The organism is Brevibacterium atlanticum, from assembly GCF_011617245.1.
GTDB lineage: Bacteria > Actinomycetota > Actinomycetes > Actinomycetales > Brevibacteriaceae > Brevibacterium > Brevibacterium atlanticum.
This window is the reverse complement of the sequence record NZ_CP050152.1, coordinates 25,032-47,015: the sequence shown is the minus strand read 5'-3', so window position 1 is coordinate 47,015 and position 21,984 is coordinate 25,032. Positions and strand designations below refer to the sequence as shown.

The 21,984-nt window shown below is 66.2% G+C and carries 21 protein-coding genes; 14 read left to right on the top strand and 7 right to left on the bottom strand.

Annotated features, from left to right (window positions below):
* The first annotated feature begins 22 nt into the window (after positions 1–22).
* The gene (locus GUY23_RS00205; RefSeq protein ID WP_228282599.1) at positions 23–3,349 is read left to right on the top strand and encodes a S41 family peptidase; all 3,327 of its coding nucleotides are present in this window, start codon (positions 23–25) and stop codon (positions 3,347–3,349) included.
* 159 nt (positions 3,350–3,508) lie between these two features.
* Here GUY23_RS00205 and GUY23_RS00200 read toward each other — a convergent pair whose 3' ends face one another.
* Positions 3,509–4,189 carry a hypothetical protein gene (locus GUY23_RS00200; RefSeq protein WP_228282597.1) on the bottom strand — a complete coding sequence of 227 codons (681 nt, stop codon included), beginning with the start codon at positions 4,187–4,189 and terminating at the stop codon, positions 3,509–3,511.
* A 164-nt stretch (positions 4,190–4,353) separates the two neighbouring features.
* Between GUY23_RS00200 and GUY23_RS00195 the strand changes: the two genes are divergently transcribed.
* The 5 genes from GUY23_RS00195 to GUY23_RS00175 are packed head-to-tail and all read left to right on the top strand — an operon-like array spanning position 4,354 to position 9,507.
* Entirely contained in the window at positions 4,354–5,187 is an 834-nt protein-coding gene (locus tag GUY23_RS00195) for an enoyl-CoA hydratase-related protein (RefSeq protein ID WP_166968618.1), read from the top strand.
* A 34-nt stretch (positions 5,188–5,221) separates the two neighbouring features.
* Positions 5,222–6,367 (top strand): acyl-CoA dehydrogenase family protein, encoded by a 1,146-nt coding sequence (locus tag GUY23_RS00190; RefSeq protein WP_166968616.1) that lies wholly within the window; start codon positions 5,222–5,224, stop codon positions 6,365–6,367.
* A gap of 52 nt (positions 6,368–6,419) precedes the next feature.
* Positions 6,420–7,187: an SDR family NAD(P)-dependent oxidoreductase gene (locus tag GUY23_RS00185; RefSeq protein ID WP_166968614.1), complete on the top strand. Its 768-nt coding sequence runs from the start codon at positions 6,420–6,422 to the stop codon at positions 7,185–7,187.
* A gap of 27 nt (positions 7,188–7,214) precedes the next feature.
* Entirely contained in the window at positions 7,215–8,879 is a 1,665-nt protein-coding gene (locus GUY23_RS00180) for an AMP-binding protein (RefSeq protein WP_166968612.1), read from the top strand.
* Positions 8,869–9,507: a TetR/AcrR family transcriptional regulator gene (locus GUY23_RS00175; RefSeq protein ID WP_166968610.1), complete on the top strand. Its 639-nt coding sequence runs from the start codon at positions 8,869–8,871 to the stop codon at positions 9,505–9,507. The genes GUY23_RS00180 and GUY23_RS00175 overlap by 11 nt, the downstream gene beginning before the upstream one ends.
* A gap of 229 nt (positions 9,508–9,736) precedes the next feature.
* On the opposite strand, the gene GUY23_RS00170 is transcribed toward GUY23_RS00175, so the two are convergent.
* The 3 genes from GUY23_RS00170 to GUY23_RS00160 form a co-directional block, all read right to left on the bottom strand.
* Positions 9,737–10,666, bottom strand: a complete 930-nt coding sequence (locus GUY23_RS00170) for a hypothetical protein (protein WP_228282595.1) — start codon at positions 10,664–10,666, stop codon at positions 9,737–9,739.
* A gap of 198 nt (positions 10,667–10,864) precedes the next feature.
* Positions 10,865–11,665, bottom strand: coding sequence for a family 1 encapsulin nanocompartment shell protein (locus GUY23_RS00165; protein ID WP_166968607.1), 801 nt, complete (start codon positions 11,663–11,665; stop codon positions 10,865–10,867).
* Positions 11,662–12,885 (bottom strand): Dyp-type peroxidase, encoded by a 1,224-nt coding sequence (locus GUY23_RS00160; protein ID WP_166968605.1) that lies wholly within the window; start codon positions 12,883–12,885, stop codon positions 11,662–11,664. Before GUY23_RS00160 ends, GUY23_RS00165 begins: the two co-directional genes overlap by 4 nt.
* Before the next feature lie 161 nt (positions 12,886–13,046).
* Between GUY23_RS00160 and GUY23_RS00155 the strand changes: the two genes are divergently transcribed.
* Entirely contained in the window at positions 13,047–13,427 is a 381-nt protein-coding gene (locus GUY23_RS00155) for a DUF488 domain-containing protein (RefSeq protein WP_166968603.1), read from the top strand.
* 107 nt (positions 13,428–13,534) lie between these two features.
* On the opposite strand, the gene GUY23_RS00150 is transcribed toward GUY23_RS00155, so the two are convergent.
* Positions 13,535–14,248, bottom strand: a complete 714-nt coding sequence (locus GUY23_RS00150; protein ID WP_166968601.1) for a TetR/AcrR family transcriptional regulator — start codon at positions 14,246–14,248, stop codon at positions 13,535–13,537.
* A 63-nt stretch (positions 14,249–14,311) separates the two neighbouring features.
* Between GUY23_RS00150 and GUY23_RS00145 the strand changes: the two genes are divergently transcribed.
* The 5 genes from GUY23_RS00145 to GUY23_RS00125 all read left to right on the top strand — a co-directional run bounded on the left by GUY23_RS00145 (position 14,312) and on the right by GUY23_RS00125 (position 17,879).
* Positions 14,312–15,067: an SDR family oxidoreductase gene (locus GUY23_RS00145; protein ID WP_166968600.1), complete on the top strand. Its 756-nt coding sequence runs from the start codon at positions 14,312–14,314 to the stop codon at positions 15,065–15,067.
* 95 nt (positions 15,068–15,162) lie between these two features.
* Positions 15,163–15,492, top strand: coding sequence for a nuclear transport factor 2 family protein (locus GUY23_RS00140; RefSeq protein WP_166968598.1), 330 nt, complete (start codon positions 15,163–15,165; stop codon positions 15,490–15,492).
* 29 nt (positions 15,493–15,521) lie between these two features.
* Positions 15,522–15,866 carry a VOC family protein gene (locus GUY23_RS00135; protein ID WP_166968596.1) on the top strand — a complete coding sequence of 115 codons (345 nt, stop codon included), beginning with the start codon at positions 15,522–15,524 and terminating at the stop codon, positions 15,864–15,866.
* A 97-nt stretch (positions 15,867–15,963) separates the two neighbouring features.
* Positions 15,964–16,608: a TetR/AcrR family transcriptional regulator gene (locus GUY23_RS00130; RefSeq protein WP_166968594.1), complete on the top strand. Its 645-nt coding sequence runs from the start codon at positions 15,964–15,966 to the stop codon at positions 16,606–16,608.
* Positions 16,605–17,879: a Cmx/CmrA family chloramphenicol efflux MFS transporter gene (locus GUY23_RS00125; protein ID WP_166968592.1), complete on the top strand. Its 1,275-nt coding sequence runs from the start codon at positions 16,605–16,607 to the stop codon at positions 17,877–17,879. Before GUY23_RS00130 ends, GUY23_RS00125 begins: the two co-directional genes overlap by 4 nt.
* Here GUY23_RS00125 and GUY23_RS00120 read toward each other — a convergent pair.
* On the bottom strand, positions 17,850–18,362 hold the full coding sequence (locus tag GUY23_RS00120; RefSeq protein WP_166968590.1) for a GbsR/MarR family transcriptional regulator: 513 nt from the start codon (positions 18,360–18,362) through the stop codon (positions 17,850–17,852). The genes GUY23_RS00125 and GUY23_RS00120 overlap by 30 nt on opposite strands.
* A gap of 123 nt (positions 18,363–18,485) precedes the next feature.
* On the opposite strand from GUY23_RS00120, the gene GUY23_RS00115 reads away from it, so the two are divergent.
* The gene (locus GUY23_RS00115; RefSeq protein ID WP_166968588.1) at positions 18,486–20,048 is read left to right on the top strand and encodes a GMC family oxidoreductase; all 1,563 of its coding nucleotides are present in this window, start codon (positions 18,486–18,488) and stop codon (positions 20,046–20,048) included.
* An 8-nt stretch (positions 20,049–20,056) separates the two neighbouring features.
* Entirely contained in the window at positions 20,057–21,478 is a 1,422-nt protein-coding gene (locus tag GUY23_RS00110) for an aldehyde dehydrogenase family protein (protein ID WP_166968586.1), read from the top strand.
* Here the strand turns inward: GUY23_RS00110 and GUY23_RS00105 are convergent.
* Positions 21,454–21,960 (bottom strand): winged helix-turn-helix transcriptional regulator, encoded by a 507-nt coding sequence (locus GUY23_RS00105; protein WP_166968584.1) that lies wholly within the window; start codon positions 21,958–21,960, stop codon positions 21,454–21,456. The two genes, GUY23_RS00110 and GUY23_RS00105, sit on opposite strands and share 25 nt — an antisense overlap.
* Positions 21,961–21,984 lie beyond the last annotated feature (24 nt).

Genomic DNA, 21,984 nt, shown 5'->3' with positions numbered 1-21,984 from the left:
GCGAGCTTGTAATGTGGGTCACGTGACTTATCTTCGCTATCCCCACATCCATGCCGACCTCATCACCTTCACCGCCGACGACGATGTCTGGCTCGTCGGAGCCGCGGGCGGTCGCGCCTGGCGGCTGACCTCGGACCGCGCCCGGGTCCGTTCGCCGCGGATCTCCCCGGACGGCGCGCACGTCGCGTTCGTGTCGTTCGCCACCGGCCAGCCCGAACTCATGGTCGCCGAGGTGGCCACCGGCGCCCTGCGTCGGCTGACGTGGCTGGGGTCGTCGGCGATGACGATGCTCGGCTGGGCTGATGAGACGCATGTCCTCGTCGGCGCGAACGCCGGGGAGTTCGAGGTCCGCAACCATGTCGTGCGCTCCGTCGGCCTCGACGGATCCGTCGCGCGCCTCCGGCTCGGCCGAGCCTCGGGCCTGGCCCGCCACCACTCGGGGGTCACAGCATTGTCGACGCCGTTCTCCCGTCCCCCGGCCCATTGGAAGCGCTACCGCGGAGGCACGGCGCCGAGGCTGTGGCTCGATCGGGCCGGTGACGCCGAGGGCACCGGGGCGAAGTGGCAGCGACTGCTGCGTGAGGATGCCGCCTCGCTGACGGATCCGCTGTGGGTCGGCGATTCCCTCGTCTTCACCTCCGACCGGGCCGCGACGTTCCCCCACCATGCCACGGAGCAGGCGAACCTGTGGATCATCGACGGCCTGGCCACGGCTGCCTCGGCGAAGGCAGACGGAGACGGCGGTCAGGGCACCGGCGGGGCCGACGAACCCCGCCAGCTCACTCACCAGACCGAGGCCGAGGGCTACGTCCGCGACGCCACCACCGACGGCACCCGCATCGTGTGGCACAGCCGGGGTGAGATCAAGATCCTCGACAGCCTCGACGCGCAGGTCCGCACCCTGTCGGTGACCCTGCCGGGCACCCAGGTGCAGCCGCTGCGCCTCGACCCGAACACCGGGATCAACCGCATCAGCCCCGATCAGGCCGGCAACGCCTCGGTGGTCGAATGGCGCGGGAAGACCTTCTGGCTGGCTCATCGCGAGGGACCGGCCCGGGCGCTGTGCGCGGACTCGTCGATCCGCATCCGTGAGCCCGTCGTCCTCGACGCCACCGGCCTGGCCGCGTTCGTCACCGATGCCGACGGGGAGGACGCGATCGAGGTCGCGTCCGTGACCGGGGAGAAGCCGCCTCGGCGCATCGGAGCCGGTGCTCTAGGTCGGGTCCTCGATCTGCGCGCGGATCCGGCAGGGAGGATGCTCGCCACGATCTCCCACGACGGGTCGATCCGGCTCATCGAGGTCGGCAACGGCCGCACTCGACTGGTCGGGCATTCGGGCTTCGGTGAGGCGAGGACGCCGAGGTTCTCCCCCGACGGGAAGTACCTCGTGTGGTCGCAGCCGACGCAGGGCGAGGAGCAGCTGGCTCAGCTGATGATCGTCGAGGTGAAGTCGGACAAGGAGGCGCAGCCGCTGACCAGCGGCAAGTTCAATGACGCCTCGCCGGCGTTCACCCGGGACGGGAAGTATGTCGCGTTCCTGAGCGACCGCACCTTCGACCCGGCGTATAACCAGCATGCGTTCGATCTGTCCTTCAATGGCGTCACCCGACCCTGGCTGCTGCCGTTGGCCGCCGACGAACCGGCTCCGTTCGGTCCGAGCGCGAGCGGATGGGCCGTCGGTGAGGTCGCCGAGGAGTCGAAGTCCGAGCGCAGCCGCGGCGAGAAGCCGGCGACCACCGCCGAGGTCGAGCTCGAGGGGGCGGAGGAGCGGATCCTGCCGTTCCCTGTGGCCTCGGGGGTGTTCGAGCATCTCGAAGCGGCCGACGGTGGGCTGCTGTGGATGCGCACCGGGGATGCCGAGGACGGCGAGCTCGGCACGAAGCGGTCCGGCGATGCCGGTGAGAAGCCGAAGCAGGCCGTCCAGTTCTTCGATTTCGCGAAGCGGAAGCTGCTCACCGTCGTCGACACGGCCGATGAGTACGAGGTGACCGGGGACGGCAAGCTCATCGTCGTGCGCACCGAGGGCGACATCTCCGTGGTCCCTGCGAACCGGAAGGTCGAGGCCGATGACGACGCATTCGTCTCCGTCGACACCTCTCGGCTGCGCTTCGAACTCGATCGGCGGGCCGAGTGGCTGCAGATGTTCGAGGAGAATGCCCGGATCATGCGCGACCACTATTGGCGTGAGGACATGAATGGGGTCGACTGGGAGTCGGTGACCCTGCGCTGGCGGGCCGTGGCCGCGAAGGCGCTGACGCATGACGACCTCGTCGACATCCTGTGGGAGACCGTGGGCGAGCTCAACACCTCGCACGCCTATGTCACCCCGCCTTCGGGTTCGGGCTATGGATCGGATGATCGCTCGCAGAGGCTCGGCTTCCTCGGCGCGGATCTCGAAAGGACCCCCGCCGGGTGGACGATCACTCGTATCCTGCCCGGTGAGAGCAGTGAACCCGCTGCCAGGTCGCCGCTGCGGCAGGCCGGGGTGGCAGCTCAGGTCGGTGACGTCATCGTCGCCGTGAATGGTCAGCCGGTCGACGAGGTGACCGGTCCGGCCGCTCATCTGCAGGGGGCCGCGGATTCGATCGTCGAGCTCACGCTGCGGCGGGGACGTCGCAAGGATCGGGTCGTCGCGGTCATCCCACTGGCCGATGAGGAGAAGCTGCGGTATCAGGACTGGGTGCGGTCCCGCCGGGAGTACGTGGCGGAGAAGTCGCAGGGGCGCGTCGGCTATGTCCACGTGCCCGACATGATGTCGAACGGGTGGGCGCAGCTCCACCGTGATCTGCGGCAGGCCATGGGATGTGAGGGAGTCATCGCCGATGTCCGGTTCAACCGGGGCGGCCATACGAGTGCGCTGGTGGCCGAACGCTTCGCCGACCGGGTCATCGCATGGAACGCCGCCCGGAACTACGATGCGATGGTTCCCGATCCCGAGGATGCCCGCAGGGGGCCGGTGGCCTTCGTGGCGAACGAGTTCTCCGGCTCCGACGGGGACATCATCAATGCCCGCGTCCAGGCCAAGGGCATCGGCCCGGTCATCGGCGTGCGCACGTGGGGCGGGGTCGTCGGCATCGACGGACGCTACGACCTCGTCGACGGCACCGGGGTGACCCAGCCGCGCTATGCCTTCTGGCTCGAGGGCAAGGAGTGGAGCGTGGAGAACCACGGCGTGGACCCCGATATCGAGGTCGAACACGATCCGGGACAGCTCTTCGCCGACGACGACCCGCAGCTCGATCGCGCGATCGCCGAGGTGCTCGCCGGCCTGGATACTCATCCTGCAGCCGCGCCGCCGGAGTTCCCGCCCCCGCGTGTGCAGTCACCGAAGAAGGACGGCCCGAAATAGACACGCTTAGGTGGGCGAAATGGTCAGGGAAATCCGCCTGGGGCCCGACCATTTCGCCCACCTATGACTCCCGTACGAGCGTGGTTGCGGACTCCGTTGCCCGTGCCGCCGACGACGCTCCTGCCGGCGCTGTCGCGGGCATAGCTGCCGGCCCGGAACTCACTTCTCGACCGGCACCAGGGCCCACATCGCGAACGCGAGCAGTACGAACCCTGAGATGACCCCGCTGATGACGGGGATGAAAGCGGGCGCGGCCGCGAAGAAGGCGATGAACCCGCCGATTCCGCAGAGGGTGACGACGGTCGCGAGCACATGGAAGCGGTCGAGTCCGAAGACCTTTCCGAGGGCGAAGAAGTGGGTGCCGACGACCACGGCCACCCAGGCCACGCCGAGTTCCGGGTGGCCGAGGCTCGTCAACAGGCGTGCCCCCGCGAACAGAGCGATCGCCTCGATGAGGACGATGATCCAATAGGCGCGGCCGAACGGCGGTTCCCGGCGCTGCCTCCTGCCCTGCGGGTCGGCACTGTGCCGGGCGCTGTGTCGGGCACCGTCCTCCTGAGGCCCTGCGCCCCGGCCCCGCACGAGCCCCCGCACAGCGAAGACGAGGATGCCCGAGAACACGACGGTCCCGAGGGCGATGACCAAGGTGCGGCCCAGCGAGGAGAACTGCGCGCTGTTGATGATGAGGAACAGCAGTCCGAATGCCCCTCCGATGAGCGCTCCGATATCCGCCCCCGCCGCCGGCGTGCGGCCCTGCGTAGGCTGACCAGGGTCCTGCCGGTCCGCAGCGCCTCGGCCGGGAGTCGAAGGGGTGGTCGGGTCCGGTGAGTCCGAGGTCATCGTCGTCCATTCGTCGGTGAACTCCGTCCACTTTCGGAGGAGTTCTACGGGTTCATTCTTGCACCATCACGGCCGCATGAGGCGTTTCTGACCTCTTGACCTTGTCGATGAACTGATGTTCACTGGATATGAACCTAGATTCATTTCTCATCGAGGAGGCAACGATGCCGACAGATACCACCGCGACTCGACAGGATGCGACCACCGAATTCTCGGACATCCTCTACGAGGTCGAAGAGACCTTCGCGACCATCACGATCAACCGTCCGGATTCCTTCAACTCGTTCCGTTCGCAGACCGTCGACGAACTCATCGAGGCCTTCACCCTGGCCTGGGGCGACAACCGCGTGCGCTCGATCATCCTCACCGGCTCCGGGCAGAAGTCCTTCTGCGCCGGCGGCGACGTCAAGCAGAAGGCCGAGACCGGCGACTACGGCCCCAGCCGCTACGGCATGTTCCGCATCTCCGAGCTGCACAAGGTCATCCGCTCGGTGCCCAAACCCGTCATCTCCGCGGTCAACGGCGTCGCCGTCGGCGGCGGCAACGTGCTCTCCACCATCTGCGACATCACGATCGCCGCCTCCCATGCGCGCTTCGGCCAGGCCGGCCCCAAGGTCGGCTCCTTCGACGCCGGCTACGGCTCGGCGTTCCTCGCCCGCGTCATCGGCGAGAAGCGAGCCCGAGAGATGTGGTACTTCTGCGAACTCATCGACGCACGCAAGGCCGAATCGTGGGGGCTGGCCAACGAGGTCGTCGAGGCCGACGAGCTCATCCCCCGCGCCAAGGAGCGCGCCCGGGCACTGGGACTCAAGGCTCCGACGGCGCTGCGCTTCCTCAAGCAGTCCTTCAACGCCGACTCCGAGATGCAGACAGGGTTCACGAACCTCGCCATGAGCGCCCTCGACCTCTACGCCCATTCACCCGAGTCGCACGAAGGCGCGGCCGCCTTCGCCGAGAAGCGCGACCCCGACTTCAGCCGCTTCGACGGCGCCTACTGAGACCCGACGACCGGACAACCGCAGAAGGATCACCGTGGACGTTTCACTCTCCCCCGCAGCCGAGGCCCTCCTCGAGGCGGCGGCCGGATTCGAAGACAGGCTCATCGCCGAGGCACGTGATCGTGAGGCCGCCGGCCGCATCGGTGCCGATATCACCCGGGAGATGGGTCGGGCCGGGCTCATCGCCCCCGAACTGCCCGACCACCTCGGCGGGCAGGGCCTGGGCAAGGTCACGGCTGGACTCGTCACCGAGGCCATCGCCCGGGGAGACCTCCCCGTCGCCTACATCCAGGTCGTCGGGTCCCTCATCGGGCAGGTCATCGCCCGCAATGCCGACGCCGAGGTGGCCGACCACTACTGCCGCCAGATCACTTCCGGCGACGCGACGGTCGCCATCGGACTCTCCGAGCCCGATGCCGGTTCGGACGCGGGCAACCCGTCGACCACCGCCCGCAGGGCCGGTGAGGACTGGATCGTCAACGGCACGAAGTCGATGTCGCTGGCGATGACCTCGACCGCCACGGTGATCTTCGCCCGCACGGATCCCGATGCGAAGCGCGGCAAGGGCATCTCGGCCTTCCTCGTCGATCTCGACGCCCCCGGGGTGACGCGGACGCCGATCGTCGATATGGGCCAGGCAGCGGTCGCGCGCGGCAGCGTGGAATTCGTCGACGTCCGTGTGCCGGCCGACCACCTCCTCGGCGAGGTCGGAGGAGCGTTCACCCAGGTCATGCAGGGCTTCGATTTCTCCCGCGCGCTCATCGGACTGCAGTGCACGGGCACCGCGTCACGAGCGATCGAGGACGCCTGGGCGTATGTGAAGGATCGGCAGGCCTTCGACCAGCCCCTGTCGACGTTCCAGGGCGTGTCCTTCCCGCTGGCCGAGGCCGAGACGAAGATCGCCGCCGCCCGGCTGCTGTGCCTCGACACGCTCCGCCTCGGCGATGAGGATCTGCCGCACACCTCTCAGGCGGCCATGTGCAAATGGTGGGCTCCGCTCGAGGCCTATCACGCACTTCACCAGTGCCTGCTGCTCCACGGTCAGAACGGGTACAAGCAGGACCGTGACGTCGAGAAGCGGCTGCGCGATGTGCTCGGCATGCAGATCGGCGACGGCACTGCGCAGATCATGAAACTCATCATCGCCCGGGAATCCGCCGGCCGCGAGTTCGCTCCCTGAACCACGCTGCAAACACCCCGCCACCACACCATTGACAAGGAAGGACACCACCATGTCAGCGAACATCTCCGAAACAGCACCCCTGACCGACCGCATCGTCATCGTCACCGGAGCCGCCTCGGGCATCGGCAAGGGCATCGCCGGCCGTCTCGCCGCCGACGGTGCCACCGTCGTCGTCGCCGACCTCGACGCACAGAAGGCCGGGGACACCGCCTCGGCGCTGGGAAATGATTCGATCGGCCTGGCCGTCGACGTCACCGATCGGGCGGCCGTGGACGCCATGACCGCCGAGGTGATCGAGCGCTTCGGTCGCATCGATGTCCTCGTCAACAACGCCGGGTGGGACAAGGTCGAACCGTTCATGGATTCGACGCCGGCGACCTGGCAGAAGGTCATCGCGATCAACCTCCTCGGCACACTCAACTGCACGCAGTCCGCGGCCGCGCACATGATCGACGCCGAATCCGGGGCCGTCATCAGCATCGGATCCGATGCCGGTCGTGTCGGGTCGAGCGGCGAGGCGGTGTACTCGGCGGCAAAGGGCGGGATCATCTCGTTCACGAAGACCTTCGCCCGCGAGGTCGCCCGGCATGGGATCACGGCCAACTGCGTGTGCCCGGGACCTGCCGACACCCCGCTGTTCGCCGAGATCTCGGCCGACAATCCGAAGCTGCGCACCGCACTGGAGAAGGCCATCCCGATGCGCCGACTCGCCCGGCCCGAGGACCTCGCCAACGCCGTGGCGTTCTTCGCACGCCCGGATTCCGCCTACGTCACGGGTCAGACCCTGTCCGTCTCCGGCGGACTGACCATGGCCTGAGCAACACCAGAGCAAAGGAGCCCTGATATGCCCACACGATTCGAGACCACCCTCACCGACGCCCTCATCGACAAGCACACCGCGGCAGGTGACTGGAAGAACCAGACGCTGCTCGACCACCTCGAGCACTGGACCAGACAGAGCCCGGATGCCGTCGTCACCCGTGACCCCTATGGGACGCACACCTATGCGCAGCTCTCGGCGGACGTCGACACCTGTGCGAGGTCGCTCGCCGACATCGGGATCACTCCGGGCGATGTCGTCGGCATCCACCTGCCGAACTGGTACGAATGGCTGGTCATCCACCTCGGTGCCATCAAGGCCGGGGCCGCGACGAACGGCCTCATTCCGATCTATCGCGACCGCGAGATCGGCTACATGGCGAAGAAGGCCGGAGTCTCCGTCCTCTTCGTGCCGAACAGGTTCCGCAAGTTCGACTACCCGGACATGGTCGACCGGCTCCGGGAGAATCTGCCCGAGCTCACACACACGATCGTGCTCGACGCCCCTGGTGAATCTCTGTTCGCTGCACGGGACGGCTTCGAACGGTGGCAGGATTTCCTCGATCGCGGCACGACCACCTCGGCGCTGGAATCCAACGATTGGGCCGACCGGCGCCCCGATCCGAACGATGTCGGACTCATCCTGTTCACCTCGGGCACCACGGGCGACCCGAAAGGCGTGATGCACACGCACAACTCCGTGCTCGCGGCGGCGCTGCCCTGGCCGGACCACCTTGGTCTGGGCCAGGGGTCGGTCATCCACATGGCTTCGACGTTCGGCCACCTCACCGGGTACATGTACGGGGTGTGTCTGCCGCTGCTCATCGGTGGAGCCGGAGTGTTCCAGGATGTGTGGAACGGTGAGGACTTCGCCCGTCTCGTCGCCGAGTACGGGATCGAGCACACCTCCGGGGCGACGCCGTTCCTTCACGACCTCATCGAAGCCGCGAAGACCACCGAGCACGATCTGTCCTCGCTCAAGCACTTCTGCTGCATGGGTGCCCCGATTCCACGTGTGATGGTCGATGAGGCGCGCGAACTCCTGCCGAAGCTCAGCGTGTTCGGCGGCTGGGGCCAGACCGAATGCGGTCTGGTCACGATGACCGCTCCGGGCGATTCGGAGGAGAAGGTCACGGGCACCGACGGTCGGGCGCTCGGGTCCATGGAGGTGCGTGTGGTCGACCCGCTGGGTGAACCGACGCCTGCCGGAGAAGAGGGAAAGGTGCAGGTCAAGGGCCCGTTCCTGTTCGTCGGCTACCTCAAGGAACCCGGACTGACGTCCGAGGCGTTCGACGGCGACTGGCTCGATACAGGCGACCTGGCGGAGATGGACGAGGAGGGCTTCATTCGGATCGCCGGTCGGTCGAAGGACATCATCATCCGCGGCGGTGAGAACATTCCGGTCGCCTACGTCGAGAACGTCCTCTACGAACATCCGGCGGTGTCTCAGGTCGCGGTCGTTGCGGTGCCGCATCCGCGGCTGCAGGAGGTCGCGTGTGCGGTCGTCACCTTGGTGCAGGGGCAGAGTCTGGAGATGGATAGTCTGCGTGAGTTCTTCGAATCGAAGGGAGTGGCCAAGCAGTATTGGCCCGAGGTTCTGCAGGTCCTCGACGAGTTCCCGCGGACTCCGAGCGGTAAGATTCAGAAGTTCAAGCTCAGAGAGGAAGTCGCCGCCGACCATGTCAGCTGAATCCGCAGATCTCAACGCCATCGTCCGTGGGGCCCGGGCGGAGTTCCGGGAACGGCAGATCGTCGATGCCGCGGTCCGCCTGATGCAGGAGAAGGGCACTCATTCGGTGTCGATGCAGGCGATCGCGAAGTCCGGCGGGGTCAGCGTCGGGCTGCTCTACAAGTACTTCTCCGATAAGGAGCAGATCGTGCTCGCCGCGATCACCAGGGTGCTCGAAGAATTCCGGCTGCGCGTTCCGTCTGCCATCGCCGAGGCGGCCGACCCGGTGGACAAGGTCATCGCCGCGTTCTCCGAGTTCTGCCGGATCGTCGGCGAACAGCGCCACGCCGTCGTGCTCACCTATCAGGCCTCGCGGTCGCTGTCGAAGGATGGGCTGAGTTCGATCCAGGAACAGGAGCTGGAGACCCTGCAGCCGCTCATCGATGTCGTCGCCGGCGCGGTGGAGACCGGTCATCTGCGTGATGTCGATGCGCAGGCACTGGGGCACGACCTCATGTCGATCGCACACATGTGGGCACTCAAGCACTGGTATTTCCAGAAGATCGGGCTCGACCTCGACACCTACATCGACCGGCAGGTGCGCACCCTCATCCTCAGCAACCTCGGCCCGGAGACCACCCCGAGCTAGCCACCCACGGTTCGGACGGATCGATGCCCTCAGAACGGATCGGTGCCCTCAGAAGAGCGGGGCTCGCATGCGTTCCAGTTGATGTTCGCGGTTGCTCCTGAGGTTGCTCCAGGCACTCCCTCGCATCACCGCTGCTAGGTGGGCGAAATGGTCGGAAAATTTAGCGGTCGGAGTGGACCATTTCGCCCTCCTAAACCCGCAGGTTCCGGGCACAGCCGGCGGCGAGCGCTCACTGCAACCCCAACTTTCGCCGGATCTTCGCTTCCAATAGTCTGTAGTCGGTCTTACGTGTCACCTTCAACACGGTCCAGCCGGCATCGACCAGCGCTTCATCACGCTCAATGTCGCGTGTCCACTGTTTCGCCGACTCGCGATGCAGGTCACCCTCGTACTCGAGGGCGAGTTTTGCTTCCTCATATCCCAGATCCGGCTCGATGATTCCCCTCGCAGTGTAGGTTTCGATCTGAGGATGAACCGTCGGCTCGGGCAGTCCTACTTGAATGGTCCAGAGCCGAAGACCGGTCTCCTGAGGCGAATCCACGCCAGGACGGATCAACCGAAGAGCGTCGAGCAGCTTCTGCCTCCCTTTCACCCGAATATGCCGTTGCAGAGCCGCGGTCAGTTCGCCGACAGTCATCTGCGGCGGTCCATGCCAGTTGCCGATTCCCGCGTCCCCGGCCTTGACAAGGTCGTTCAAATCGAGGTGTGCTGCAAGCCGAATGAGGACTTCCGGCGGACTGAGAACAGGCAGGTCGAGCCAGCCGGCGGGCATGAAGTGCTGCGTACGGCGCAAAGACACCTTCGGCACCCGGATCTTGAGGTTTCTGTCAGTGGTACATAGGTACAGGTGGTCGTTCATCCATCTCAACGGCAACGGCCAACCGAAGATCCGGGCGGCAGTGGCACCGTCGGCAAAGACGTTAGGAAATTTGAGGACGGCCGCGCGCAGTCTCAGAGAGTCCCAGATCCATTTGTCATCGGCCCATTTCGGGGTGCGAAGAGACTCTGGGGAATTGTGATCCATTCGGACACCGGGCATGACGACTGGGCACCGCTTCTCATTCAGCATGTGATGCCGTGAGATGCCCATCGCTTCGGCTTCCCCTACTCGAAACAGGCGCGGATAGTCACGCTTCTCCCACGTTCGACTGTTGTACATGCGTGCAATGCTGACGCACTCTCAGTGAGAAAGGGAGACCCAGAAATCTGCCTGTGGACAGGGTTTCGTCATCCACAGGAAAAGGCGTTCGAGTCAGAGCAGAGGAGGCCGTCCTTGGGTGGGCGAAATGGTCGGAAAATCCCGCGGCAGCCCCGACCATTTCGCCCACTTAGGGCCGACGCGCTGGCAGCAGGTCTATCAGGAATGCAGCGGCACGCTGGACTCGTCGGTCAGTGCGAGGAATCCGAACGTCTCCTGCAGGTAGAGGTCGACGGTCTCACGGTCGTGGCCGAGGTAGCCGATGGACAGGTCCTGGCCGAGGTGGAGTTCGTAGTCACCGCCGCGGGTGGACACGAGCAGGGCACCTTCGAGGGCCGGAGCCCAGACGATCTCGCCGGCGCCGAGCTGGCGGGAGAGGTGATCGCGGATCGGGAATCCGTGGTCGGTCGATTCGGAGACCTTCGTGTACTCATCCGAGGACAGCAGCAGGCTGTAGGGCCCGTCGACTCCGGCCGTGCGCAGGCTCGAGAGGGCTTGGGCCACCGCGTCCGCGTAGTCCTCGACGGCGTCGGGGAGCGCGACGGCGGCGTTCGAAGAGTTCGGGACGATGCCGCCGATGCCCGCCGAATCGAGACCGTGGAGGATCGCCCGGTCCTCGGCCAGGGCGATGGTCGTGGCCGCGTCCTTGACCGGCTGCCAGTCCGAATCACCCGAGCCGCGGGCGACATCGTCGATGGCCTGGCGTGTCACCGTGAATGGGGCTCGCAGCTCGACGAACTCCTGGACGATGCGCTGCCGGATGTTCAGCCCCGAGGAGTGGGACTGGACGTCGCGGATGTGTCCGGTCGTCACCGAGGAGGTCTCGAAGCCCGTCGGCCCCTCGACATCGACGACGCGACGACCGGCGATATTGCGCTTGAAGGTGCGCCTGGCCTCCTCCTCGATCTCCGCCCAGGCAGGGCCGGTGATGGGAGCGAGGTCGCGATAGAGGTTGTTCACTGTCTTCTCCTTCTCAGGCTGCCGATTCCAAGGCTGCCATCGTCCGCTTGTCGTTCGTCAGTGCTTGGCTCGTCCCCCGCCGCGGCTGCCTCCCCCGCCGAGGCTGCCTCCCCCGCCGAGGCTGTCCCTCCAACCGGATCGCCACCGTCCCCGGCACCCCTGTCGGGATCGTCGTCAAGATCGACCGCTGCCGGCCCGCCCGGTGCGGCGACGCCCGCAACTTCGGGACCGGCATCGCCGGTCACGGCTGCATCCGCCGCAGTCACTTGGCCGTCGGGATCATCGAGGAAGTCCTGAGTCGGGACGAAGAACAGGCCTCCGGTCTCCGCTGTGGAGAAGTCGAGGATCCGGTCGTGGGTCCCCCGCGGTTTGCCGATGAACATGTTCTCGAGCATCTGCTCGGTCACCGAGACGTCAGCCGCGTACCCGATGAAATAGGTGCCGAACTCGCCGGACTCGACGGAGCCGAAGACCATATTGTCCCGCACGATCTTGTGTTCCGTGCCGTCGGGGCTCTCCACGGAGTTGAGCGTGAGATGCGAATTCGGAGCCTTGTCCTCGTCGGGGAACTCCATGTCGGAGAGTTTGTGCCGACCGAAGGCGGCCTCCTGCTCCTCGACGGGCAGAGCCTCCCATGCGGACAGATCATGCGTGTACTTCTGGACGATGACGTAGGTGCTGCCCTCGAACTCCTCGCCCTCGGGGCCGAGGAAGACCGAGTCCACGGCCTCCTGGTCCTCGGGGTTCTCGGTGCCGTCGACGAAGCCCATGATGTCGCGCTCGTCGAAGTACCGGAATCCGTGCACCTCGTCGACGACGGCGACCGCGTCGCCCAAGGAGGCGATGAGCTGTCTGGCGAGTTCGAAGCACAGGTCCTGCCGCCGGGCACGGATGTGGAACAGCAGATCACCGGGGGTCGATGGGGCGATGTGCACGTCTCCGCGCTGTTCGATGAAGGGGTGGAGCTGCGCCGGTCGAGGGGCGTGGAACATCCGATCCCAGAGTTCGGCGCCGATGCCGGTCACACAGCTGAGGTGGTCCTCCCGTGCCCGGAATCCGACCGACCGGACGATCCCTGCGATATCGCCGAGGAAGTCCTTCGCCGTCTCCTCCGCACCGGGACGAACCGTAAGGACGAGGAAGATCGCCGAGGGGGCCGGCGGACCGAGCACATGCTGGGGGTTCGCACCGTTGGGAAACGCCTCGCTCTGGACAGTCACTGCATCATCTCCTCGAGTTGCAGATTCGCCTTCGGCCCACCGCAGACCGCGTCATCGTGCTTGGGATGCCCACTATACGCTCGGGGTGTGACGCGAAGGCAAGGAGCGACTCCGCCCCGCGTCCTACACTGGGAACAAGCGAGCGGAGGGAGTGAACGACCATGACCACCTCGGACTATCCACGGATCCGGGTGCGCCGCGTCTACGATGACCGCGAAGCATCAGACGGCACCCGCGTGCTCGTCGATCGGGTCTGGCCACGGGGAGTGAGCAAGGAGCACGCCCACCTCGACGAGTGGCTCAAGGACGTGGCGCCTTCGACCGAGCTGCGCCGGTGGTACGGGCACGACCCCGAAAGGTACGACGAGTTCGCCCGGCGCTACCGCGAAGAGCTCAAGGACGACACCCGCACCGAGGCGCTCGACCGACTCAAGGACATCGCCGAGAAGGGCACGCTCACCCTGCTCACGGCCTCGAAGCGCGACGACATCAGCCAAGCGGCGGTCCTCAAGAAGACCCTCGACAGCGGGAGGCACGGATGAGCCAGCGGGAGGCACGGATGAGCCGGGTCGAACCCGACACGAAGGACTGGGCCGAAGTCCACCACCACCTCGGCGATGTCACGGGCTGAGAGACCGAATTCTGCGGCCTAGCGGGTGGTCCTGTCTGATCCTTCGGCATGCTCGCTGAGGCGTCGGGTCCACTGAACGAGCAGCTGGGTCTCCGCGGCTCCGAGGACCTCGGGGTGGGCGACCGCATATTCGATGACCGAATGGCCGAGCCTCTCCTCCTTCGACTCCCCCACCGAGGTACCTGTGATCGAGGCGAGCACGCCCTCACGGATCTCGGCCGAGAGCTCCTGATCGTCATGGCCGAGGACGATCAGACGGAGCGTGAGTCCCACATTCGTCGCGAGGATGTGGGCTGCGGCCTGTCGTGAGTCGACGACCAATCGTCCCTGAGCGGCCGCCTCGGCAGTGAGAGCCCTGAGGATCTCGCTCGGGCGAGACTGATCGGCAGGAGAGTGCCCTGGTCGGACCTTGCCGTACATCAGAGTGTAGAAGCCGGGGTTACGCAGTCCGAATTCCACGTGGGCATCCCAGCCTCTGCGGAGGTCATGGATCGGATCCTCGCTCGATTCCATGGCTGATTTCTCACCGAGATACATATCGAATCCGCGGGTGATCACCGCATCGATGAGACCCTGCTTGCTGCCGAAGAAATGGTAGAGAGTCGGCATCTTCACCCCGACGAGATCACACACCGCACGCAGCGAGAAATCCTCCCCCGGAGACTCTGCGATGAGGTCGGCTGCCGCGTTGAGCAGCCGAGTCCGTGTATCAACGGTCGGGGATTCTGTCATACCGCTATATTATCGTGTACTGTTGCTATACGTACATATAGCAACGATACGTAAGGAGCGATCATGACCGAACGCACACTCCGAGGCAAGAACGTCCTCATCGCCGGCGGCGGAAAGAACCTCGGCGGGCTCATCGCTGTCCAATCCGCCGAAGCCGGAGCGAATGTCGCCATCCACTACAACTCCGAATCGTCCCGCCCGGATGCCGAGGCCACCCTCGCCGCAGTCGAGGACCAGGGTGTCAACGGCGTCCTGCTCAGTGGAGATCTCACCCGGGCGGCCGCGGTCGAACAGCTCTTCACCGACGCCGAGGCGGCTCTGGGACCGATCGACATCGCAGTGAACACGGTAGGGAAGGTGCTGCGCAAGCCGATCGTCGACACCAGCGAGGCCGAGTACGATTCGATGTTCGACATCAACTCGAAGGCCGCCTACTTCTTCATCAAGGAAGCCGGCAGGCACCTGAGCGACAGCGGCAAGATCATCACCATCGTCACCGCACTGCTCGCCGCCTTCACCGACGGCTATTCGACCTACGCCGGAGGCAAGAGCCCCGTCGAACACTTCACCCGCGCTGCAGCCAAGGAATTCGGCGAGCGCGGCATCTCGGTCACCGCCATCGCACCAGGACCGATGGATACACCGTTCTTCTACGGCCAGGAGACCCCGGAGCGCGTGGAGTACCACAAGTCTCAGGCGCTGGGCAACCAGCTCACTCAGATCGAAGACATCGCACCGATCGTCCGCTTCCTCGCCACCGAGGGGTGGTGGATCACCGGTCAGACGATCTTCGCCAACGGTGGATACACCACCCGCTGAGACCTTCCGGCCGAAAGGCGCCGCGATTCGCGCAGACGCCGGGCACGAAATCCGGGCACGGAATCCGCATCCGACACAGAGAATCAGGAGTCATCATGACAGAACCGCAGATACCGACGACCATCGCGACCTTCATCGACATCGTCAACGCCCATGACGAGCAGGGCTTCCTCGACTCCTTCGCACCCGAGGGCGTCGTCGACGACTGGGGCCGCGAATTCGTCGGTCGCGACGCCATCAAGAGCTGGAGTGACGTGGAGTTCATCGGCGCGACCGGCACCATCTCTCCGGAAGAGGTGACCATTGAGGACGATCACATCACAGTGATCGGCGATTGGGCTTCGACTCATGCCAATGGCCGCTCCTCGTTCGCCTTCGACCTCGACGGTGACCAGATCACCAGGATGACCATTCGCGAGGGCTGAGTCAGGCCACCCTGGCCTACGCTGACTACATGTCACTGACTTGGGAACAGATCGTCATCGATTCGCCCGATCCCTTCACGCTCGGCCGCTGGTGGGCCGGGGCCCTCGGCTGGATCATCGTCGACGAGAACGAGACGGAGATCGAGATCCGTCAGTCGCCCGATCGACTGCCGGGCATCATCGTCGGCATCGATCGGGAGGAGAAGGTCGTGAAGAATCGTCTCCACCTCGATCTCCGTCCCGATGATCAGGCCGCCGAGGTGGCCCGCCTCCTCGATCTCGGAGCTCGTCGTGTCGATGTGGGTCAGACCGGTGACGAACCGTGGGTCGTCCTCGCGGACCCCGAAGGCAACGAATTCTGCATCCTCGGCTGAGGCGCAGGCACTATTCCACCCGGTCCACTACGCGACGACGGCCTCGGCCATATCCCAATACTGGACAGAACTGTCCAAAATAATCTAGGCTCACACCATGGGCAGGAAGAAGAGCTTCGACGAGCAGGCGGTGATCGACGCCGCGATCGCCGTGTTCAGCGAGCACGGCTATGCCGGGACAGACGTCGGACTCGTCTGCGAACGCGCCGGCATCGGACGCTCGAGCTTCTACAACACCTTCGAGAGCCTCGATGCCGTCTTCCTCCGCGCCCTGCACGACTACACGGCCACCGGCATCCCGGTGCGCACCGAACTCGACAGCAGCGAAGAGCCGGCGCCCGTCCTCCTCTACCACCGCCTCGGCGGACAGCTGGCGATGCAGTGCGAGGACGAGAAGCGCACAGGGTGCCTCTCGGCGAACACCGCGGCCGAACTCGGCCGCGAGGTCGACGCCGTGTGCACGATCCTCGATCCCGACCGGGAAGCCTGGCTGACCACGTATCGGAGGCTGCTCGAACGGGGTCAGCGCTCCGGACACATCCGGTCCGAACTCGACCCGCTGGTGCACGCACGCCTCATCTACAGCGTGCTCGCCGGACTGCGGATCGCCGCCCGCGTCATGCCCGAAGACGAGGTCCTCTCTCAGGCCCGGGCCTTCGTCGCGTGTCTGTGCACCCCGCAGGGTACGGCGACCCTGCCCGAACAACCGACGCGGCCCACGGAAGGCAGCATCCCCTCATGAGCGCGAACGCCTCGAGCACCACGACCGCGTCCCCTCCTCGAGTCCCGGCCCAGGTCTACCTCCTGGCCGCCGTGGTCTTCTGCCTCGGCACCAGTGAGTTCATGATCGCCGGCATCCTCGAGCCGATCAGCACGGATCTGGCCATCACCATCCCGCAGGCCGGCCTGCTCATCACCGGCTTCGCCGTCGGCATGATCGTCGGTGCCCCCGCGATGGCCCTGCTCACGCTCACGCTCCCCCGCCGGGCGACGATGATCATCACGATCGTCGCGTTCTCCGCCCTCCACATCCTCGCCGCCCTCGCCCCGAGCTATTCGATCCTCATGATCAGCCGTGTCCTCTCGGCCATCGCATGCGGCGGATTCTGGGCCGTCGCGGCCGTGCACACGACCCGAATCGCTCCCGTCGAGGTGCATGGCCGCGCATTGGCCAGCCTCGTCGGCGGCCTCACCGTCGCCAACCTCGTGGGCGTGCCGATGGGCACGTGGATCGGCACTCAGTTCGGCTGGCGGGCCACCTTCTGGGCGATCGCGGTCGTCACCGCGCTGGCCTCAGTCCTCATCGCCGTGACGACTCGGACGACGAACGACGAACACGCCGAGGCGGCCCCGCACCTCCCGACGCTCCTGCGGGCCGAAATCGCCGCCTTCACAGGCCCGAGGATCTGGCTGGCGCTGACGACGACGGCACTGTTCCAGGCCGCGGTCTTCGCGTCGTTCTCCTACTTCTCGCCCCTGCTCACGCAGGTGGCAGGTCTGCCTCAGGAGCTCGTGCCGGGGGTGCTCGCCGGCTTCGGCGTCGGCGCCCTCATCGGAGTCATCGGCGGCGGACGGCTCGCAGACAGGAACATCTTCGGCAACATCGTCGGCAGCCTCGTCGCCTTAGCGCTCTGCCTCGCAGCACTGTGGGCCGTCGCGGGTTCCGGATGGGCGGCGGTCATCGTCATCGTCCTCGTCGGCGCGAGCGGATTCTCGATCGCCGGCGCCCTGAACGCACGCGTCTTCCAGATCGCGACGAAGGCCCCGACCCTGGCTGCGAGCGTGAATACCTCGGCGTTCAATGTCGGCAATGCGGTCGGGCCGGCACTGGGCGGATGGGTCATCGCCGCGGGATTCGGCTTCCGGGCCCCCGTTCTCGTCGCCATCGCGCTGACCGTCGCCGCACTGCTCGTCGCCGCGACCGCGATTCGCGTCGAACGCTCACCGCGGGATCGGGCGAACGCCTCGGTACAGGAGCGCCCGCTACCGTCGACCGAGGCCGGATGCCGCTGATCGCGAATACTCCGCGAGCAGTCCGTCGAGGCGGTCGGCCATAAAGCGGTAGTACTCGTTCATCTGCTCGAGGCGCTCCCGCTGCACCGGGGGAAGTCCCCGGCCTGCGCGGCCGGCCGACTCCGCGAAGTCGAGCAGCTGCGCCGTCGTCTGCCGCTGGTGTTCGAGACAGCCCACCCAGGCGTCGGCTCGCCAGCGGTAGACGAACTGCCTCCGACCAGGCTCTTTGAACCTCTCGATGACTCCGTTGTCGATGAGCAGTCGCGTGGTCTCCGAAACCGAGCCCTTGCTGGCGGCGAGCCGCTCCTGCAGTTCCGCCATGGTCAGCGGTGTCTCGCTGAGCATGAGGACCCCGGCGGCCCGACCGGCCATCGGGGGCCAGCCCATCGCCTCGCCGACACGTCGGCCGAAGCTCTCGACCAGCGATTCCTCCACGTCTCGGCTGCCTTCCGGCACGGATGCCGTCACATCGATCCCCTTCATAACAATTCAGTCTTTGCTGAACATTCACTATTGACTGAACTTTGTGATGTCAGTCATTCTAGGTGCTGAGCGGAGCTGTCCGCCACTGGCTCCCAAACTACTCGTTCTCAAGGAAGATGTGACGTGAAAGAAGACAACTGGGACATCATCGTCGTCGGAGCCGGCTCAGCCGGCGCAGCGTTCGCCGTGCGTTCGGCACAGCAGGGCAGACGCGTGCTCCTCCTCGAGGCCGGCCGCGACTATCGGTCGGCGCAGATGCACGAGGCCTGGAGATCGCCGAATCCCGCGGTCGCGATCATGGACCCCGCTGCCATCGACGGAATGATGTGGACCGATCTCGAGGCCACCCGCACCGAAGCACAGCCGCCGGCACCGTATTGGCGCGGACGGGGCGTGGGCGGAAGCTCCTCGATCAACGGGCAGATCGCCATCCGTCCTCCGCTCGAGGATTTCGACGAATGGGCACAGGCCGGGTGCGAGGGCTGGTCGGGCTCCGAGGTGCTACCCGCCTTCGTCGCCCTCGAGGACGATGAGGAGTTCGGTGCCGCCGACTATCACGGAGACTCCGGGCCCACCCCCATCTACCGCGCGCCTCGCGAGAAGTGGGGAGCAGTCGACGTCGCCCTGGCCGATTCGGCACTGGCCGCCGGATTCCCCTGGGCCGCCGACGTCAACGCACCGCAGGCCACCGGGGTCTCCCCCTATCCGATCAACTCACGCAATTCGCGCCGGGTCAGCGTCAACGACGCCTACCTCGAAGGGGCACGCGATCTGCCGACGCTGACCATCCTCGGCGAGGCCACCGTCGACCGTGTCATCGTCGAGGACGGGAGGGCCGTCGGTGTCCGAGTCCTCGTCGACGGGATTCCCGAGGATCGGCACGCCACGACGATTGTGCTCAGTGCCGGCGTCGTCCATTCCCCGGCGATCCTCATGCGCTCGGGCATCGGCCCCAGTGAGCATCTGAGGTCCCTCGGCATCGACTGTCGGGCCGATCTGCCCGTCGGGCAGGGTCTGCAGGATCACGCGATGGCGTCGATCACGCTGCCGCTCACCGCCTCGGCGGGGGTCTCGACGCCGAATGATCGGCACACGAATGTCTGCGTACGATGGTCGAGCGGCGACGGGAGATTCAACGATCTCATGTTCGTGTCGATGAACCAGAGCGTGATCTCCATGGCGACGGCGAACACTGGCGCCGAATACGGCGCCCTCGGGGTCTGGCTCAACCAGGCGGACTCCCGCGGCAGCGTCACCCTGGCTTCGGCCGACCCTCTCGACCAGCCCCTCGTCGCCGAGCGGATGCTCTCCGATCCCGATGATCGTGCGCGGCTGCGGGTGGGGATCCGACGCCTTGTGGGACTGCTCGACGAGGACGCGGTCCGAGCCGTCCTCGGCGGCTCCGTCGAGGAGTGCAATCCTGAGCTCTTTGCCGCACTCGACGACGACGAAGCACTCGATGCCCACCTGCTCGCCGCTGTCGCCGATGCGCAGCACGGCACGAGCACATGCCGGATGGGCCGAGCGGATGACCCGACCACCGTCGTCGACGCGGACTGTCGGGTGCACGGAATCGAGGGCCTCCGCGTCGTCGACGCCTCCGTCTTCCCAGCGGTGCCGAGAGCCAACACCAACCTGGCAGCCATCATGGTCGGCGAACTCATGGCCGATCGCATCAAGGAGTGAGAAGAACAGTGTTGACCCTGCAGAACCACATCGACGGCACCTGGACCGATTCACACGATGAGCATCGTCTCAGGGTGGTCAATCCCGCCTCCGAGGTCACCGAGGCCGAATTCGGTCGCGGATGCCCGGCCGATATCGACGCGGCCGTCGACGCAGCCAGACGAGCTCAACCGGCCTGGGCCGCGACCACGCTCGAGGACCGAGTCGACCTCCTCCGCGACTGGGCCGATCGCATCGAAGAGCACACCGATGAACTCGCCGAACTCGAATGCCGGGAGATGGGCAAGCCGATCGGCATCGGCCGCGGCTTCATCGCCGCTGGCGTCGCCGGTCTCCGCGCAGCGGCCGCGGAGGCGCTCGACTACCCGTTCACGACCAGAACTGAGGATCCGGACGGCGGGCACACCCTCATCGTCCGGCACCCGGTGGGAGTGGCGGCGGTCGTCACTCCGTGGAACTTCCCTGTCGCCATGGTCCTCGGCGCACTGGGCCCGCTGCTGACGGCGGGCAACACCCTGGTGGTCAAGCCCTCGGAACGCTCGCCGCTGTCGACGGTGAGACTCGTCGAACTGCTCGGCCTGCCCGCCGGAGTGCTCAATCTCGTACTCGGCGACGCCCACGCCGGCGAACCGCTGGTCGCCCACGACGACGTCGACCTCGTCCACTTCACGGGGTCGGTCGCCGCAGGGCGTGCGGTCGGAGCCGCCTCAGGGCATGCCCTGCACCGTGCGGTACTCGAGCTGGGCGGCAAGGATCCCGTCATCGTCGACGAGGATGTCGATGTCGCCGCCACAGCGCAGGCCGTCGCGTTCGGATCCTTCGTCAACACCGGCCAGATCTGCACGTCGATGGAGCGCATCTACGTCCACGAGAAGATCGCCGAGGAGTTCGTAAAGCAGCTGGTCTCGGCCGCCGAGGGCTTCGCCTGCGGTGACGGTCTCGATCCGAGTGTGATGATGGGACCACTCGTCGATGATCGACAGCGCCGATCGGTGCATGCCCAGGTCGTCGACGCCGTCGCCAAGGGTGCCACGGTGCTCACCGGCGGCGGAGTGCCCGAGGGAACCGGATTCTTCTATCCGGCTACGGTCGTCACCGACGTCGACGAATCGATGTCGCTCATGACCGAGGAGACCTTCGGTCCCGTCGCGCCGATCAGCGTCGTCTCGTCCTTCGCCGAGGGCGTCGAACTCGCGTCCCAGTCCTCGTTCGGTCTCGCGGCCACCGTGTACTCGCACGACCCTGACCACCTCGACGAGGCTTCGCGCATTCCCGCGGGAGTCATCTGGATCAACGGCTGGCAGGGCGGTGGCGGAACCCGCACATACGAACCGGCGCGGGCCAGCGGGATGGGAGCCACGGGAACGACTGCGGCGTTCGATGCCGCGACCCGTCCCACGACCATTCACAGCGCTGCGGACGTGGACTGAGCCGCCCCCTGCAGCCGTTCCCGCGTTCCCTTCCAGGGTTTGTCCCAGGACATCTGGTCAGGCACGAGAGGCTCACCGCAGGCGCTGCACACCGCGGCCTGGGTCGTCTCGGCTCCGCATGACTCGTGGATGAGCGCCATGTGTCCGCCGCCGGCAGGGGTGGCCGTGTGCTTCTCGGCCCAGAGGGCGAGCTGCTGCAGGATCGGCAGGAGGTCGGCCGCGGCCTCGGTGGCGGCATAGGCCTGCCGGGTCCGCGGTCCGTCGGAATAGTCGACCTTGGTCAGCAGCCCGGCTTCGCGCATCGCCTGGAGTCGGCGGCTGAGCACGGCTTCGGAGATCCCGAGTCCGGCGTGCAGCTCATCGAAGCGCCCTCGCCCGTGGAGGACGTCTCGGACGATGAGCAGCACCCACGGATCGCCGAGCACGTCAAGCGACCGTCCGATAGGACAGAGTGCCTCGGACCAATCCGAACGCAGCGCCATCACGGCTTCCTTTCTTCAGCGAAG

What these genes read in the sequence shown, in the direction of transcription:
- GUY23_RS00140 (WP_166968598.1), top strand. Translation starts at nt 15,163, where the DNA reads ATGACAGAACCGCAGATACCGACGACCATCGCGACCTTCATCGACATC.
- GUY23_RS00125 (WP_166968592.1), top strand. Translation starts at nt 16,605, where the DNA reads ATGAGCGCGAACGCCTCGAGCACCACGACCGCGTCCCCTCCTCGAGTC.
- GUY23_RS00175 (WP_166968610.1), top strand. Translation starts at nt 8,869, where the DNA reads ATGTCAGCTGAATCCGCAGATCTCAACGCCATCGTCCGTGGGGCCCGG.
- GUY23_RS00170 (WP_228282595.1), bottom strand. Translation starts at nt 10,666, where the DNA reads ATGTACAACAGTCGAACGTGGGAGAAGCGTGACTATCCGCGCCTGTTT.
- GUY23_RS00135 (WP_166968596.1), top strand. Translation starts at nt 15,522, where the DNA reads ATGTCACTGACTTGGGAACAGATCGTCATCGATTCGCCCGATCCCTTC.
- GUY23_RS00150 (WP_166968601.1), bottom strand. Translation starts at nt 14,248, where the DNA reads ATGACAGAATCCCCGACCGTTGATACACGGACTCGGCTGCTCAACGCG.
- GUY23_RS00145 (WP_166968600.1), top strand. Translation starts at nt 14,312, where the DNA reads ATGACCGAACGCACACTCCGAGGCAAGAACGTCCTCATCGCCGGCGGC.
- GUY23_RS00130 (WP_166968594.1), top strand. Translation starts at nt 15,964, where the DNA reads ATGGGCAGGAAGAAGAGCTTCGACGAGCAGGCGGTGATCGACGCCGCG.
- GUY23_RS00195 (WP_166968618.1), top strand. Translation starts at nt 4,354, where the DNA reads ATGCCGACAGATACCACCGCGACTCGACAGGATGCGACCACCGAATTC.
- GUY23_RS00185 (WP_166968614.1), top strand. Translation starts at nt 6,420, where the DNA reads ATGTCAGCGAACATCTCCGAAACAGCACCCCTGACCGACCGCATCGTC.
- GUY23_RS00200 (WP_228282597.1), bottom strand. Translation starts at nt 4,189, where the DNA reads ATGACCTCGGACTCACCGGACCCGACCACCCCTTCGACTCCCGGCCGA.
- GUY23_RS00155 (WP_166968603.1), top strand. Translation starts at nt 13,047, where the DNA reads ATGACCACCTCGGACTATCCACGGATCCGGGTGCGCCGCGTCTACGAT.
- GUY23_RS00120 (WP_166968590.1), bottom strand. Translation starts at nt 18,362, where the DNA reads ATGAAGGGGATCGATGTGACGGCATCCGTGCCGGAAGGCAGCCGAGAC.
- GUY23_RS00180 (WP_166968612.1), top strand. Translation starts at nt 7,215, where the DNA reads ATGCCCACACGATTCGAGACCACCCTCACCGACGCCCTCATCGACAAG.
- GUY23_RS00105 (WP_166968584.1), bottom strand. Translation starts at nt 21,960, where the DNA reads ATGGCGCTGCGTTCGGATTGGTCCGAGGCACTCTGTCCTATCGGACGG.